Origin of the sequence: Streptomyces cyaneochromogenes, assembly GCF_003963535.1 — a bacterium.
In the GTDB taxonomy this organism is placed as follows: domain Bacteria; phylum Actinomycetota; class Actinomycetes; order Streptomycetales; family Streptomycetaceae; genus Streptomyces; species Streptomyces shaanxiensis.
In genome coordinates, this window is the sequence record NZ_CP034539.1 from 7,888,776 (window position 1) to 7,902,744 (window position 13,969).

Genomic DNA, 13,969 nt, shown 5'->3' on the forward strand with positions numbered 1-13,969 from the left:
TCCCTTCAGTGCACGGCAGCAACAAAAGGGATATTTCGTTCGTCTGTTGATGAAGGCAAGCACCGCCTGCCGGTGTCGGCGTCAATGCCCCCGATGCGTCATCGACTGCCCTTGCCGTCGTCAGTGACCGCCGGTGCCGTCAGCCGCGTCGGTGGAGCGCTCATGGTGCGGCTCGCGGTGCGCGAAGGCGGCGCGCAGGTCCGGCTCGTCGATCGCCCGTACGCCCCGCACCGCGACGGAGGTGAGATACGTACGGTCGTCCCCGCCCCCCGAGCGCCGGACCAGGGTGCTGAGCAGCCGCTGTCCGGCCGGGGAGGCCCACCGCGCGTACGGGTGGATCTCCATCCGGGCGATGGCGAGGCAGCTCAGCGTGACCACGAAGGGGAGCGCGAACCAGAGGGCGACCAGATGCGCCGGCATGTCCGACTGGGCCGGCGCCAGCAGGGCGAGGGCCCCCAGCGCCAGGACGAACAGCGCGGCGAGCCGCACCTGCCGGATCGCCGACGCGACGCCGCCGCGCGCCCCGTCGGGCACGGCGAGCCCCGCGCTGACCAGCCGGTCGCCCAGGCTGCCCACCGCGTCGGCGGCGGCCGCCGCGTCCCGCACCGGCTCGATCCGGGACTGGCCCTCCGGCCCGATGGCCCCTATCACCGAGCGCTCCATCTCGTCCCGGCCGCGCGGATCGACCACCGTCGCCCAGCCGGTGTGCGCGAGCAGCAGCCGCCGCTGCCGCGCCATGGAGACGAGCGTCAGGTCCGCGACCCGCCGGGGGCCGCCCGAGAGGAACGCGGCCTCGTACAGCGTCAGATCGCGTCCTTGGCCTGCCGTCACTTCGTTCGCGTCCATGGCCGCGGCATGTACGGCGGCCAGGCACAGCCGCGTACACGCCGTGCCCGCGACGGCCCACGCCAGCAGCAGAAGAACCACCCAGAACATGCCCCCATTTTGCGGCTGAACCGCCGCCGCTCTCGCGGACTTGGTTGCTCGGCGTAGGGGTTCCTCAAATACTGGTTGCGGTTTCGGGGCGCTTTTCAGGATTTGCCGGAACTCTCCGGTGGGCGGCTGGTCGCCGCCGGGGGCAGTGTGTACGTCGGCGACGGGGACGGGGTCACCGGGACGGCCGGAGCGGGGTCGAGGGTCGGACCGGGCGGGGCCGGGGCGGGGGTGAGCGGAGGGGTGCTGCCCGCGACCATGTCCTGGGCCAGGGCGTCGAAGTCGACGTAGCCGGTGGCCTCCAGGACCGTGATGTGGTCCAGCACGGTCGAGTTGGCGTCATCGGCGAGCTCGCGGACGAGGGAGTTGCGCGTACTGGCCCGCACCTGGGCGACGACGGAGAACACCTTGCCGTGCGCCAGCCGCAGGATGTTGGCGAACTGCCGGTCGTACTCGACGCCTTGGGCCGAGTCCAGGGTCGCCAGCCACTCCTGCTGCTGTTCGGTGGGCTCGTTGGGCAGTTCGAGGCTGAGCCTGGAGGCGACGTCGCGCACCCGCTCGTCCAGGAACGTGTGCCCTTCGATGAGGTGCTCGCCGGCCGTCCGTACGGCCGGCGTCGTGCCCTTCAGCCCGGCCTGCTGACCGGCGGGCAACTCCCACAGCCCGGCCAGCCGGACCTTCGTGATGAAGTCGCGGTCGAGGGCGGACAGCGGCCCGTAGCCGGTCGAGACGGTCTCGGCGTTCAGCACGTCGAAACCGGTCCCGGACCGGTCGGCGTACGACCAGATCGGGAAGATCATCGCCAGCAGCGTCGCCGTCAGGCCCGTGATGATGAGCCCGGTGCCGCTGAAGATGCCTCGGCCTTTGATGGGTGGTCGCGGTCGCATGGTGCCTCCTGTTGCGGCACCGCACGTTAGTGCGCTTCGAGGGTTGGGTTGGCATATTACTTCGGGGTACTGCGGGTGCTACGCCAACTGCCGTACAGGGGTGAATGGTTGTAAACGGGGGTCGAAACGGGCGAATAGGGGAGTGGGTGTGGGGGGCGTCTCGGGGTAAATCCGGGCGAAGCGGTCGCTTCGACGGTGCTGTGCGGCCAGGCTGTTAATCCACGCACACTCGCAGGGCGACGGCGTCCGGTCGAGGAGGGGCGGAAGGCGTACGCGCAGTGCGCTCAGCGCCGCAGCAGCACCCGGCGCGTGGCCCGCGCCAGCCGTACCCCCGGTCGCCGCGACCGCGGCCTCGGCCCCGACCGCTCCAGCCACCACTCCCGCAACTCCGCCCGCACCCGCGCGTCTTCGAGCCGTCCCTCGGTCAGCAGATACCCGGCGAAGTCCAGCGCGTCGCGCCGATAGCCGTCGGTCATCGGGTGCCCGTGCGTGTAGGCGAGGAAGGCCCGCCGGTACCCGCTCCCCAGGATCACCGGCAACTCCGGCGCGACCTTCGCCACGACGTCCGCCCGCTTCCCGGCGAGCGCCCGCGCCTGCACCCCCAGCCGCACCCGGTCGAACCCCTCGGGCACCGGCGTCCCGGCGACGAGGGCGGACAGCAGGGCGGCCTGGGCGAGGGCCAGTCGCTGCCGGGCGGGGTCGGTGACGGCGCCGGTCTGCGCGGCGCCTTCCTCGCGCGCTGCCTCTTCCTCGCGCGGTGCCTCCGGTTCCTTGAGCGCTGCCTGCGGTGAGGTGCCCTGGGCGGAGGTCCTGTCGGCCGCACAGGCGACCCGTTCCCCGGCCCCCTTCTCCAACGCCTCCCGAATCGCCCCCAACTCCCGTTCCAGTTCGGTCGGTTCGGGGAAGTTCTCGTCGCGCTCCAGCAGGACGCCCGGCGGGGACACCCGGGACGCGAGGTCGGTCAGGACGTCGAGGACCGGCTGGGCGACCGGGTGTGCGTGGCTGTCGTGCCAGACGCCGTCGCGTTCGAAGCCGCCCGCGACATGGACGTACGCGATGGCCTCCAGCGGCAGCTCCGCGAGCGCCTTGGCCGGGTCCTCGCCCCGGTTGACGTGGTTGGTGTGCAGGTTGGCGACGTCGATGAGCAGCCGTACGCCCGTACGGTCGGCGAGTTCGTACAGGAACTGCCCCTCGGTCATCTCCTCGCCCGGCCACGAGATGAGCGCGGCGATGTTCTCCACGGCGAGCGGCACGGGCAGCGCGTCCTGGGCGATGCGGATGTTCTCGCACAGCACGTCGAGGGCGTCCCGCGTGCGCGGCACCGGCAGCAGGTGTCCCGCCTCCAGCCGCGGGGACGCGGTCAGCGGACCGCCGGCCCGTACGAACGCGATGTGCTCGGTGACCAGCGGCGACCCCAGCGCCTGAACGCGCTCGGCGAGCGCGGCCAGCCGCCCGGCGTCCGGCCGCTCCGCGCCGCCCAGGCCGAGCGAGACGCCGTGCGGGATCACGGTCACCCCACGCTCCCGCAGCCGTACCAGCGACTCGGGAAGATGCCCCGGACAGACGTTCTCGGCGACGGTCTCGACCCAGTCGATGCCCGGCATGCGCTCCACCGCGTCCGCGATCTCCGGACGCCACCCGATCCCCGTGCCCAGTCGCTCCATCGTCCCCTCCTCGGCCTCTTCCGTACCCGCTGTCCCGTCTCTCGGACGTGCCGGACGTGACGGGGGTATGGCCCCGCAGGCTCGGCCCGAACCCCGGGGCGGACACCTTCAGAGCAACATTTGAGGTTCGCAGGGTCGTACGCGCGGCACACCGGGGATGTTCAAGCGGCACACGGGAGATGTTCAAACCGAGCACCACCGCTGTGGTCCATGCAGTGCGCTCCAGGCGAGCGAGCCGGGCGAATCCCGCAGGCCGCGCCCACCGAACCGGCGGAGGTCCTGGGCGTCGGCCGCGCGTCGGTGCACCGCATCCGATGGTCAGACCCTGGGCAGCGGCGCCGCTGAGCCGGGCGCCCGGCGGGTCTCCCGGCCCTCGGCGCCTGATACCGGAAGCGCTCTGATCCGGGCGCTTCCGCGACGCCACGATGGCTGAACGGTGCCGGACCGTCAGGCTTCCCGCGGACCGCGTGCACCGGGCGCGATCGCCGTCGCCCCAGAGGCCCTCGCAACAGCTCCGCCCCGGTCGGCGCGCTCACCCTCGGCGCGGGAGACCCGCCGGGGAACTCCCCGGCCGCGCACGCTCCCCGAAGACTCCTCCTCCGGCCCGAGCGTCGGCGTCCGCGGCGAACCGCGTCCCCGCGCCGGGCGATCGAGGCCCGTCGCTCAGCGAAAGGCCAGCGGCCGTCGTACCCGCGGCGGCAGCGAGCCCACGCGGTGATGTCCTTCGGCCACCAGCGTCGGCCCGGGTGCGATCTCCGTGAACCCGGCGTCGCGCACCAACGGCAGCCCGGAGGTCGTCAGTTCACGCCAGTGCCCCGGTCGCGCGGTGCGCACGGCCAGCGGGAAGCCCGCCTCGCGCCAGGCGTCCCGCTCCTCGTCCGACAGCTCCCACCAGGCGAGCTGCGCCGCGTGCCCCGCCTGCGCCATCGTCTTGCCGGCCGACATGTCGAGTTCGGGATTCACCCAGAGCACCGGCGCCGACGGATCGGCGGCCGGGGGCGGCTCGGGATCATCGAGGTCGGTGCCGGACACCTGCAGTTTCGCCAGTTCCTTGGGCCAGCCGTCCAACGGCACCGGAGGAAACACCCGCACCTCGGCCGACCCGCCGGTGACCGTGATCCCCGGCAGGCCTTCCGCCCGCCGCCACTCGGCCCCGCGGGCCCGCCGCACGACCTTCCGGATCCGCGCGTCCTGCCAGTCCCGCACGGCCTGCGCCCACTCGCCGTCGCCGACGGACCGCTCGTCGCTCAGCATGATCAGTACAGCGCGGGCGGCGGTCTCCAGCGCGTCCGTCCGGGCGGGAGGATCCGCCCGCTCGATGCGCACGACGAGGGGCAGCACGAACTGCGGTGCCTGTTCGCGGTCGCCGGATTCGGACCGGAACGGGCTGTCCTGGGCGGTGGGGCTGTCGGAACTCACGGGGTCCAGTCTGCCAGGACGAAGATCTGGGCGAAGATGTGCTCATGCAACGTGATCTTCGTCTGGACAACGTGGGCCGCCGCTACGGCCTGCGCGGCCCATGGGTCTTACGAGGCGTCCACCTCACCGTGCCCCCCGGCACCCTCATCCGAATAGAAGGCCACAACGGCACCGGCAAGTCCACCCTCCTGCGCCTCCTGGCCCGCATAGACGCCCCCTCGGAAGGCCGCATCAGCGGAGCGCCCCGCACCGCGTACGTCCCCGAACGCTTCCCCACCGCCCTGCCCTTCACCGCCCTCGGCTACCTGACCCACCTCGGCACGGTCCACGGCCTCTCCCGGCCGGCGGCCACCCGTGCCGCCCTGGAGTGGCTCGACCGCTTCGGCGCGGCCGCGTACGCCCGAACGCCGATGGCCCAGCTGTCGAAGGGCAGCAGCCAGAAGGTCGCCGTGGTCCAGGCCCTGCTCGCCGAACCGGAACTGCTCGTCCTGGACGAGGCATGGACGGGGCTCGACTCGGCCGCCCGCGCGGAGTTGGAGCGAGCCGTCGCCGAACGGACCGCCGACGGCACCGCGGTGGTCTTCGTCGACCACGACCCGCGCCGCCTCGCCGGGGCGCCCGACGCGACGTACACCGTGCACGACGGGGCCCTGAACGTCCGTACCGGCCAAGGGACTTCCTCACCCGCCGGCCCGCACGCGACCGTCGTCGTCCAGGGCCCGAGCGGTTCGAGCCTCCCCGCCGAGGCGACCCGCACAGCCACCGTCGTGGACGAGCCGGTCCCCGGCACCCACCGCCTCACCGTCCCCGCGTCCCATTCGGACGTCGTCCTGCGCGCCCTGCTGGCCGCCCACCCGCCGTGGCACGTGGTCAGCGTGAGCCAGGAGACGACCACTCCTCCCGACCCCTCCGCCCCTTCCGATCCCTCCGCCCCTTCCGACCGTTCCGAAGCCGAGAGTCGCCGATGACGTCGATGAGAGCCCTCCTCCGCTACCAGGCCGCCCTGCTGGCCCGCTCGCAGCGCTGGCTGCCGCCGTTCATCCTGTACGCCGTCTTCCTCGCCGTCGGCGTGCAGGGCGGCCAGCCCATCCTCGACTCGCTCGGCTACGCGGCCGCGGCGCTGCTGCCCGTCGCCGCCTGGCTGGTGCGGATCTGCGTCACCAACGAGCCGCCCGCCGCCCGCAGCTGCGTCGCCGCGGCGGCCGGACCGGGGCGGGCGCACCTCGCCGCGCTGCTGGTGGCGCTGGCCGGCGCGGCGGCGCTCGGTACGGCGGCGATCGTCGTCCTCACCCTGATCAGCGACCCGGCCAGCGCCGACCACCAGATCCGGGTGCCCCGGCTGCCCGCGGGCGCCGCCGGCCTGCTCGCCGCGCTGGCCTGCGCCCTGCTCGGCACCGCGGTCGGTGCCCTCACCACCTGGCCGGTGCTGCGCTCGACCGGCCGTGCGGTGCCCGCGATGCTGCTCGCGGCCCTGCTGTCCGTGGTGGTGACGGGCTCCCCGGCCCAGGCGGCGGTCAACGGCCTGGTCACCGGCTCCCGCTCGGGCACGGTCCCCACGCCCCTTTTGCCCCTGGTGGCGGCGGCCGTGTTCACCGCGGTGGCGATCGCCGTGGCCTGCGCCCTGACCTCCCGCAGATCACCCTGAACGCCGGATCACCCGGAACAGGCCGTGCGCTGCGCCTCCTGCCACTCACACACCGGGCAGAGCGTGATCCCCTTGTACGACTCCGGGTACTCCGTGGGCTCCCGGCACAGCACGCTCCCCCAAAGGGGGGACCCCCACCGCGTACGGCGGCCCGTCAGCCTTGGGCGGCCTCGTCGCGTCGATCAGGCAGTAGTCGGTCGTGGGCTGCTCCTCACTCATACGTCCAGCGTACGAGCCTCAGCCCCGCCCGCCCGCGGCCCCGATCAGCTCGGACACCTTCACGAACCGGAAGCCTCTCTCCCGCAGCTCGGGCACGATGCGCCGGACCGCCCGCTCGGTCGTCGGAGCGGCACTGAGCGTGCAGTGCATGACGACCACGGACCCCGCGCGCACCCCGTCCAGCACCTCCTGGGCGACCGCATCGGCATCCGTGGCGAAGGCGTCCCCGCTCACCACGTCCCACTGCACGGCCGTGACGCCGACCGCGGCCAGCGCCTTCAGGGCACGCCGGTCGGAGCAGCCGCCGGGAAACCGGAAGTACGGCATCGCGTCCCGCACCCCCACCTCGCGGAACACGTCGTACGCCCGCTCCACGTCGGCCCGCATCCGTTCCTCGTCGATGGTCGGCAGCCCGTAGCAGTCGTCGGTGAAGGCGTAGTGGCTGTACGAGTGGTTGGCGACCTCGAACAACGGGTCCCGCCCGATGGCCCGGGCCTGCCCCGGATACTCCTGCGCCCACCGTCCCGTCATGAACACGGTCGCCGGCACCTTCAACTCCCGGAGCGCCGCCACCAGCCCCGGATTGTCGAACCGCTCCCCACGATCCGCCCGCGGCCCCTGATCGGCGGTCATGTCGGCGTCGAAGGTGAGCGCGACGGTCCTGTCCCGGGTCCTCGGACCGTGCTCGAAGACCGGGGCCTGACCGGCCGGGCCGGGAGCGAGGGTCGGTGGCCTGGACAACGGGGCGGCGGGAGACACGGCGGAGGCGCTGGGCGCGGGACGGGGAGCGCGGGACTCGTCGGCCGGCGCACACGCGGCGAGGACGGCGAGTACCGCGCCCAGGGCGCAGCCGGTGGTGACGCGTCGCACAAGAGTGATCACCGCAGGAAGATATGAGGATCAAAGGGACAATCCGATGTTCCGACGGGTGTGCCGGGGCGGTGTCACCCGCCCGGCGGGGCCGGCCCGCTCAGTCCTTGCGCGTGCAGCGGCCCGTCGGAGCCGTGGCCGGTGGGCGGCACTGGAAGGCGACGTCGGACGCGTTCGTGCTCAGGTAGCGGCCGATGCAGGTGTTCGGGGTGGTGCGGCCGTGCTCGGCGCAGAAGGCCAGGGCGGCGCGGCCGTCGGTGAAGGGGCCGGGGGCGTAGAACACCCAGTAGCCGGGGCGCAGGGAGGCGTAGTCGCCGCTGCGTACGACGGCCGCGTCCGGCACCGTTTCGCGGATCGTGGCGAGCCTCTGGTCCCGCACGGCGGTGCCCGTGGCGATGGGTTCGGAGTGGAGCTGGGCGATCCAGCGGCCGTCCGTGGCGGGGGAGGGAGCCGCGCCGGTGGGGGTGGGGCTCGGTGGGGGAGTGGTCGGCTGCTGTCTCGTCGGGGCGGGAGCGGACGTCGAGGCCTTCGGGCTTGGTGTGGCGGCGACCTTGTCGTCGTCGGCGGTGCCGTCGGGGAGCAACGCGAACACCAGGGCCGTGGCGGCGCCGATCGCCAGCGCCGCGGTCGCGGCCACCACGAGAGGTGTACGGCGTCGTCGGCCGGACGCCTGCTGCGGCACCGTGGGGCGCGGGGTGTCCAGTTGGGTGGGGGTCGGTGACGGCGCCGGCGTCGGGTGCGGGGCGACGGCCGTCAGCGTCGGCCGGGTCCAGTGCGGTGCCGTCCCCGTCTCGACCTGCGCCAGCATCGCGTCCAGCCGTGCGGCGTCGGGGCGGGCCGCCGGATCCCGTACCAAAAGGGCCTCGAGCACCGGCGCCAGCGGGCCCGAGCGGGCCGGTGGCGGGAGCGGGTCGTCGATCACGGCGGCCAGGGTGGCCAGCGTGGTGGGGCGGCGCAGGGGGCTGACGCCCTCCACGCACACGTACAGGACCACGCCCAGCGACCAGAGGTCGGCCGCGGGGTCGTCCTCGTGACCGCGGATCCGCTCGGGCGCCATGTACTCGGGCGAACCGACGAGTTCGCCCGTGGCCGTGAGGCCGGTCGTGCCCTGCAGGGCGGCGATGCCGAAGTCGGTGAGGACGGCGTCGCCGTCGGGGCGCAGCAGGATGTTGGCGGGTTTGACGTCCCGGTGGTGGATCCCCGCCGCGTGCGCGGCCCGCAGCGCGGCGAGCACCTGGCGGCCGACGCGGGCGGCCTCCGCCGGAGACAAGGGCGCCTCGCTCAGCCGCTGCTGCAGCGAGGCGCCCGGCACCAGCTCCATCACGATCCACGGATGCGGGTCGGCGTCCACGATCTGATGGACCGTCACCACATGCGGATGGCTGAGCCGGGCCAGCGCCCGCGCCTCCCGCATCACCCGCTCGCGCACCACTCCGACGGTGTCCGCGTCGGACCGCACCGCCTTGAGCGCGACCTCGCGGTGGAGCACCGTGTCGCGGGCGCGCCACACGGTGCCCATTCCTCCGCTGCCGAGCCGCTCCACCAGCTCGAAACGGCCGTCGACGAGGTCCCCCGGTGCGTTCATGCCGCACAGGTTAGAGGACGCGCCGCAAGGGCCGGAGAGGAGGCTTCCGCTCGGCGGCCCCGAGGCGGAACGCCTACCTTCTCCAGGGTCCCGTCACCGCGAACGTCGTCCCCGGCGTGTAGCAGTTGACATACATCGTCCCGCCGTCGGGCGAGAAGGTGACGCCGGCGAACTCGCCCCACTCCGGCTGCTCGGGAGTCCCGATGTTCTGGGCGTTGCGCGCCATCGCGTACACCTCGCCGCGTCGCGTCACGCCGTAGACGTGCTGGGCTCCGTTGCCGTCCTCGCACACCATCAGGCCGCCGCTGGGCGCGAGGCAGATGTTGTCGGGGGACTCGCCGGGCAGCTGGATGTCCGTGTCCGGGCCGAAGACGATCACCAGGGTCAGGCGGCGCGCTGCGGGGTCGTAGCGCCAGATCTGGCCGTAGTGGTCCGCCGCCGAGCCGTCCGCGCTGCGGGCGAAGGAGGACACGAAGTAGACGCTGCGGCCGCCCCAGTAGCAGCCCTCCAGCTTCTGCGCGTGCGTGATGCCCTTCGGGCCGAAGTCCTGGAAGCGGATCGGGGTCCGGGCGGCGAGGGGGTCCGGTACGTCGACCCACTCGATGCTCTCGAAGCTCGCGCCGGTCTGCTGGATCGAGGAGAGGTCGGGTACGCCCGGCACGCGCATCGCCTGGAGGCGGCCGCCCGCACGCAGCGAGCCCAGACCGCCGTGCGGCGCGTGGGGCAGGAAGCGGTAGAAGAGGCCGAAGGGCCTCTCGAAGGCGTCCTCGGTCTCGTAGACGATGCCGCTGCGCGGGTCCACCGCGATCGCCTCGTGCTGGAAGCGGCCCATCGCGGTCAGCGGGGCCGCGCCGGAGCGGTAGGGGTTCGCCGGGTCGACCTCGAAGATGAAGCCGTGGTCCTTGGTGTAGCCGTTGGTGCCGGCCTTGTCCTCGGTCTCCTCGCAGGTCAGCCAGGTGCCCCAAGGTGTGGGGCCACCCGCGCAGTTGACGGCCGTACCGGCGATGGCGACGCGCTCGGACAGGACGTGGTTACGGGAGTCCAGCGTCAGCGCCGTACAGCCGCCCTTGCCCGCCGGGTCGTAGGTGAGGCCCGCGACGGTCGGGACGGGGATCTTCGCGGTGTTGCGGTTCTCGTGGTTGCGCACCAGGTGGACGCGGCGGCCGTGGCCGCCGGCCGAGTACCCGGCGAGGGCGGTCATGCCGTCGTGGTTGGAGGGGACCGGGCCCTCCCCGGAACGGAGCCGGTCGCCCTCGCGGGAGAGGACGCGATAGCGGAAACCTTTTGGCAGATCGAGCAGGCCGTCCGGGTCGGGGATCAGCGGGCCGTACCCGGTGTGGCCCAGGTTCTGCGCGGCGGCGGTGCCCGCGAAGAGTTCGGAGAGGTTTCCGGCGAAGGCGATCGAGACGCCCAACGCGCCGGTACGGGCGAGCAGCTGACGACGCGTCGACGCTGTTTGGGACATGGGGCAACCTTCCTGCTGGCGGACAGGAACTGTGACCCCGCCGTGTCTATCACCTGGTGCGGGTCCCGTGAACCACGCGCGTAGCGTGTGTCACTTCCGCTCGGGCCGCCCGTCGGTGTCCGCGGTGGACTCCTCGACGGCGACATGCTCGGAGAAGGGGTCGACGGCGGCCTGCTCGGTGGCCGGTCGGACGGCGGTCTGCTGGACGGCCGCCTGCTCGACGGCGGTCTGTCGGCCGGCGGTCTGCTCGCCGGCCTGCTCGGCCGCGGGATCCTGCGGCGGCTGGGCGGCCCCCCGCTCCAGGAACCGCAGCAGCTCCACCGGGATCGGCAGCACCAACGTGGAGTTCTTCTCCGCCGCCACCGCCATCACCGTCTGCAGCAGGCGCAGCTGGAGGGCGGAGGGCGCGTCGGCCATCTGGTGCGCGGCCTCGGCCAGCTTCTTGGAGGCCTGGAGTTCGGCGTCGGCGTTGATGACCCGGGCCCGCCGCTCGCGGTCGGCCTCCGCCTGCCGGGCCATGGAGCGCTTCATCGACTCCGGCAGCGACACGTCCTTGATCTCGACACGGTCGATCTGCACGCCCCAGCCCATGGCCGGACTGTCGATCATCAGCTCGAGGCCCTCGTTGAGCTTCTCGCGGTTGGACAGCAGATCGTCCAGATCGCTCTTGCCGATGATCGAGCGCAGCGACGTCTGTGCCATCTGGGAGACCGCGAAGCGGTAGTCCTCGACGTTGATGATCGCGGCCGCGGCGTCCACGACCTTGAAGTACACGACCGCGTCGACCCGTACGGTCACGTTGTCGCGGGTGATGCCCTCCTGGGCGGGCACGGGCATCGTCACGATCTGCATGTTGACCTTGTGCAGCCGGTCCACGGCGGGGACGATCAGCGTGAATCCCGGCGGGCGTACCGTGCCGCGCAGCCGTCCGAGCCGCAGGATCACCCCACGCTCGTACTGCTTGACGACCCGCGCGGCGGCCGCGAGATACACCAGCCCCGCCGCACCGGCCGCCACGGCCGCTCCCAGCAGCTCCTCGACCATGACGACCTCCTGACCGAGAGGCCCGTTCCCTGTGCACCTGTAACGATATGCCCGGTGTCTGGTCCGGGGCCATGGACGGCCCCGGACCAGGGGTCATACCTCAGCGGGAGTCATACGCCGGTCAGGGCGCCGTGACCCGCACCGGGTCCGTGCCCGCCGCGCTGTGCCGCTCGGCCCAGTTCTCCAGGGCCGTCCGGCAGGCGTGGTCGAGGTGGTGCAGGCCGGACAGGTCCAGCTCCACCGGGCGGTCCTGCGGGAGGGCCTCCAGGCTGTCGAGGATCTTCGGCAGCCTGAGGAAGGTCGCGTTGCCCGACAGGTACGTCTGGATGGGGCCCGCGCCCTTGTCTATGATCTCCAGCTTTATGTGCGAGGCCTCCCAGGCGGTCTTGGCGATGGACAGGGCCAGACCGATGAGCACGCCCTCGAACATGTTCACCGCGACGATGGAGACGGCGGTGGCGACGAGGATCAGGGCCTCGCCCCGGTGGCCCCGCCACAGGGAGACGATTCCGCGGAAGGGGATCAGCTTCCAGCCCGAGTGGACCAGGATGCCGGCCAGCGCGGGTATCGGGATGAGTGCCAGCGTGGCCGGGAGCAGCGCCGCGAACAGCAGCAGCCACACGCCGTGCATGACCCGGGACGCCTTGGTCTTGGCTCCTGCCTGGACGTTGGCGGAGCTGCGCACGATGACCGCGGTCATCGGCAGCGCGCCGAGGGCGCCGCAGACGGCGTTGCCCGCGCCCTGTGCCATCAGCTCCTTGTCGTACTCGGTGCGCGGCCCGTCGTGCAGCCGGTCCACGGCCGCGGCGCTGAACAGCGACTCGGCCGACGCGATGAGCGTGAAGGCGATGATCGTGCCGATCACACCGACGTCGGCGAGCTCGCCGAAGGCGCTCAGGGACGGCGGCTGGATGGAGCCCAGCAGGCCCTTGACCTCGACGGTTGCGACGGGCAGCGAGAACACCGCGGCGGTGGCCGTCGCCAGCCCGACCGCGGCGAGCGGACCGGGGATCGTGCGCACCTTGCCCGGCATCCGCTTCCACAGCACGAGCACGGCGACGGTGCCGGCGCCGAGTCCGATCGAGGCCAGCGCGTCGGTGCTCCCGACGGCCTGGACGAGTGCGCTCGGCAGCCCGGCTATTTTCTCCAGACCGGAGGCGGGCGCCTTGGCGTCCGCGACCGCGTAGAGCTGTCCGGCGATGAGCACCAGGCCGATACCGGCCAGCATGCCCTCGACGACCGAGACCGAGATGGCCCGGAAGTAGCGCCCCAGCTTCAGGGCGCCCATGAGCAGCTGGAGCAGGCCGGTGGCGAGCACGAGCACACCGAGGACCGGCAGCCCGAACTCCTGCACGGCCTCGAAGACCAGCACGGTCAGACCGGCGGCGGGCCCGGAGACCTGAAGGCTGCTGCCACGCATCAGCCCGGTGACGATGCCGCCCACGATGCCGGTGACGAGCCCGAGCTCGGCCGGTACACCGGAGGCTACGGCCACGCCCACGCACAGCGGCAGCGCGACCAGGAAGACGACCAACGAGGCGGCGAAGTCCTGCCGCAGGTGAGGGTATTTGGTCATCATGCCGATCACAGCGCCTCGAACGCGTCGGTCTCGGCGCTGTGGGCGCGCACGGCGCCCTTGTGCACCTCGTAGTACCAGCCGTGCAGGGTCAGTTGACGTTCCTTCAGCTTCTTCTCGATGAACGGGTACGAGCGCAGCCGCAGCAGCTGCGTCAGCACATGGGCCTGGACGCCCTCGGCGACCTCCGGGTCCTCTGCGGCACCGGTCGGGCGCGGGGTGGCGTGCGAGAGCCAGTCGCGCACGGCCGGTACGGCGTCCAGGTCGTCGCCACGCACCAGCGCGCCGACGGCCCCGCAGTGGGAGTGGCCGCAGACCACGATGTCGCTGACGCCGAGGACCTCCACGGCGTACTCGATGGTGGCCGCCTCGCTGGTGGGGTGCTCGGAGGCGTACGGCGGGACGATGTTGCCCGCGGTGCGCAGCTCGAAGAGCTCGCCGGGACGGGCGCCCGTGATCAGGGCCGGAACGACCCGGGAATCGGAGCAGGTGATGAACAGGACCTGGGGGGACTGACCGGCGGCCAGCTGGGCGAACTCCTCAGGGCGCTGTCCGAACGAACGGGCGTTGTCGATGAGGGGCTGCATATGTGGTGACTCCTCCTGGCGCGCCGCAGTGGCGCGTCGGGGCTTACATGACAGAGGTGGGGGGTGTGACTGCTC

At 72.5% G+C, this 13,969-nt stretch carries 12 protein-coding genes and 1 pseudogene; 2 read left to right on the forward strand and 11 right to left on the reverse strand.

Features of this window, described 5'->3' with window-relative positions:
* Positions 1-120: 120 nt before the first annotated feature.
* From EJ357_RS35730 to EJ357_RS35745, 4 genes are all read right to left on the reverse strand, one after another.
* Positions 121-936 carry a TIGR04222 domain-containing membrane protein gene (locus EJ357_RS35730; RefSeq protein WP_126395810.1) on the reverse strand — a complete coding sequence of 272 codons (816 nt, stop codon included), beginning with the start codon at positions 934-936 and terminating at the stop codon, positions 121-123.
* Positions 937-1,031: 95 nt separating this feature from the next.
* On the reverse strand, positions 1,032-1,820 hold the full coding sequence (locus EJ357_RS35735; RefSeq protein WP_126395811.1) for a DUF4142 domain-containing protein: 789 nt from the start codon (positions 1,818-1,820) through the stop codon (positions 1,032-1,034).
* Between the two features lie 284 nt (positions 1,821-2,104).
* The gene (locus EJ357_RS35740) at positions 2,105-3,484 is read right to left on the reverse strand and encodes a DUF692 domain-containing protein (RefSeq protein WP_126395812.1); all 1,380 of its coding nucleotides are present in this window, start codon (positions 3,482-3,484) and stop codon (positions 2,105-2,107) included.
* Between the two features lie 663 nt (positions 3,485-4,147).
* Positions 4,148-4,903: a peptidyl-tRNA hydrolase gene (locus EJ357_RS35745; protein WP_175647638.1), complete on the reverse strand. Its 756-nt coding sequence runs from the start codon at positions 4,901-4,903 to the stop codon at positions 4,148-4,150.
* A 44-nt stretch (positions 4,904-4,947) separates the two neighbouring features.
* On the opposite strand from EJ357_RS35745, the gene EJ357_RS35750 reads away from it, so the two are divergent.
* The gene (locus EJ357_RS35750; RefSeq protein ID WP_126395814.1) at positions 4,948-5,871 is read left to right on the forward strand and encodes an ABC transporter ATP-binding protein; all 924 of its coding nucleotides are present in this window, start codon (positions 4,948-4,950) and stop codon (positions 5,869-5,871) included.
* Positions 5,872-5,876: 5 nt separating this feature from the next.
* Positions 5,877-6,548 carry an ABC transporter gene (locus EJ357_RS35755; protein WP_126400456.1) on the forward strand — a complete coding sequence of 224 codons (672 nt, stop codon included), beginning with the start codon at positions 5,877-5,879 and terminating at the stop codon, positions 6,546-6,548.
* A gap of 8 nt (positions 6,549-6,556) precedes the next feature.
* Here EJ357_RS35755 and EJ357_RS49675 read toward each other — a convergent pair.
* The 7 genes and pseudogenes from EJ357_RS49675 to EJ357_RS35790 form a co-directional block, all read right to left on the reverse strand.
* Positions 6,557-6,767: pseudogene (locus EJ357_RS49675) on the reverse strand (hypothetical protein).
* Between the two features lie 18 nt (positions 6,768-6,785).
* On the reverse strand, positions 6,786-7,649 hold the full coding sequence (locus tag EJ357_RS35765) for a polysaccharide deacetylase family protein (RefSeq protein WP_126395815.1): 864 nt from the start codon (positions 7,647-7,649) through the stop codon (positions 6,786-6,788).
* A gap of 88 nt (positions 7,650-7,737) precedes the next feature.
* Positions 7,738-9,222, reverse strand: a complete 1,485-nt coding sequence (locus tag EJ357_RS35770) for a serine/threonine-protein kinase (RefSeq protein ID WP_126395816.1) — start codon at positions 9,220-9,222, stop codon at positions 7,738-7,740.
* Between the two features lie 73 nt (positions 9,223-9,295).
* A complete protein-coding gene (locus tag EJ357_RS35775) occupies positions 9,296-10,687 on the reverse strand; it encodes a PhoX family protein (protein WP_126395817.1) in 1,392 nt (463 codons plus the stop codon).
* 90 nt (positions 10,688-10,777) lie between these two features.
* Complete coding sequence (locus tag EJ357_RS35780) at positions 10,778-11,731, reverse strand: slipin family protein (RefSeq protein WP_228472718.1); 954 nt, start codon at positions 11,729-11,731, stop codon at positions 10,778-10,780.
* Positions 11,732-11,852: 121 nt separating this feature from the next.
* A complete protein-coding gene (locus EJ357_RS35785) occupies positions 11,853-13,310 on the reverse strand; it encodes a SulP family inorganic anion transporter (RefSeq protein ID WP_126395818.1) in 1,458 nt (485 codons plus the stop codon).
* Between the two features lie 5 nt (positions 13,311-13,315).
* The gene (locus EJ357_RS35790; RefSeq protein WP_126395819.1) at positions 13,316-13,894 is read right to left on the reverse strand and encodes a carbonic anhydrase; all 579 of its coding nucleotides are present in this window, start codon (positions 13,892-13,894) and stop codon (positions 13,316-13,318) included.
* Between the last annotated feature and the right edge of the window lie 75 nt (positions 13,895-13,969).

What these genes read in the sequence shown, in the direction of transcription:
- EJ357_RS35785 (WP_126395818.1), bottom strand. Translation starts at nt 13,310, where the DNA reads ATGATGACCAAATACCCTCACCTGCGGCAGGACTTCGCCGCCTCGTTG.
- EJ357_RS35770 (WP_126395816.1), bottom strand. Translation starts at nt 9,222, where the DNA reads ATGAACGCACCGGGGGACCTCGTCGACGGCCGTTTCGAGCTGGTGGAG.
- EJ357_RS35775 (WP_126395817.1), bottom strand. Translation starts at nt 10,687, where the DNA reads ATGTCCCAAACAGCGTCGACGCGTCGTCAGCTGCTCGCCCGTACCGGC.
- EJ357_RS35740 (WP_126395812.1), bottom strand. Translation starts at nt 3,484, where the DNA reads ATGGAGCGACTGGGCACGGGGATCGGGTGGCGTCCGGAGATCGCGGAC.
- EJ357_RS35735 (WP_126395811.1), bottom strand. Translation starts at nt 1,820, where the DNA reads ATGCGACCGCGACCACCCATCAAAGGCCGAGGCATCTTCAGCGGCACC.
- EJ357_RS35790 (WP_126395819.1), bottom strand. Translation starts at nt 13,894, where the DNA reads ATGCAGCCCCTCATCGACAACGCCCGTTCGTTCGGACAGCGCCCTGAG.
- EJ357_RS35755 (WP_126400456.1), top strand. Translation starts at nt 5,877, where the DNA reads ATGAGAGCCCTCCTCCGCTACCAGGCCGCCCTGCTGGCCCGCTCGCAG.
- EJ357_RS35750 (WP_126395814.1), top strand. Translation starts at nt 4,948, where the DNA reads ATGCAACGTGATCTTCGTCTGGACAACGTGGGCCGCCGCTACGGCCTG.
- EJ357_RS35730 (WP_126395810.1), bottom strand. Translation starts at nt 936, where the DNA reads ATGTTCTGGGTGGTTCTTCTGCTGCTGGCGTGGGCCGTCGCGGGCACG.
- EJ357_RS35780 (WP_228472718.1), bottom strand. Translation starts at nt 11,731, where the DNA reads ATGGTCGAGGAGCTGCTGGGAGCGGCCGTGGCGGCCGGTGCGGCGGGG.